Origin of the sequence: Rhizobium sp. L9 (genome assembly GCF_002531885.1) — a bacterium.
GTDB lineage: Bacteria > Pseudomonadota > Alphaproteobacteria > Rhizobiales > Rhizobiaceae > Rhizobium.
Genome location: NZ_NWSZ01000095.1, coordinates 1 through 837, shown reverse-complemented (window position 1 = coordinate 837; position 837 = coordinate 1). Strand labels below are relative to the sequence as shown.

Genomic DNA, 837 nt, shown 5'->3' with positions numbered 1-837 from the left:
CGGCTTCGGTGACGAGGTCACCGGCATTATCGACGATATAGATATCGTGGCCAGCCCCGCCGATCAAGGTATCCGCATTGGTCCCGCCATTCAGCACATCATTGCCGGCGCCGCCGGTGATCGTATTGGCGAGACCATTGCCGGCGCCGCTGAAGTTGGCGGATCCGGTGTAGGTCAGGTTCTCGACATTGTTGCCGAGCGTATAGCCGACAAGCGCCGTCCTGACCGTGTCCGTCCCCTCGCTCGCATTCTCGATCACGATGTCGGTCGCAATATCGACGACGTAAACATCGTCTCCAATCCCACCCAACATCGTGTCGGAACCAGCCCCGCCGATCAGTGTGTCGTTGCCCGCAGCACCTATAAGCTTGTCGGCAGCAACACCACCGATGATAACGTTATCGAGCAGATTCCCTGCCCCGGTAAAGGCCGCCATTCCGATATAGGTGAGGTTCTCGACATTAGCCGCCAATGTGTGGGCACTCAAGGTCGTGCGAACCGTGTCTATCCCCTCATTGGCGACCTCGGTGACGAGGTCGCCGGCATTGTCAACGATATAGTTGTCGTCGCCCGCCCCGCCGATCAAGCGATCGGCCCCGGCTCCGCCATTCAGCGTGTCATTGCCGGCGCCGCCGGAAATCGTATCGGCGGCAGCGCCACCCGTGATCACGTTGTCGAGATCATTGCCTGTTCCGACAAAGGCTACCGTGCCGATGCCGATATAGGTGAGGTTCTCGACATCGCTGCCAAGCGTGTAGTTCGCCAATGTCGTGCGAACCGTATCGGTTCCCTCATCAGCAGCTTCGGTGACGATGTCGGCGGCATTGTCGACGATAT

1 protein-coding gene is annotated in these 837 nt (G+C 59.3%); it reads right to left on the bottom strand.

Annotated elements, in window-relative coordinates; all coding sequences use genetic code 11:
• On the bottom strand, nucleotides 1-837 hold an 837-nt coding region (locus CO660_RS32415; protein ID WP_141504990.1), incomplete at both ends, for a calcium-binding protein.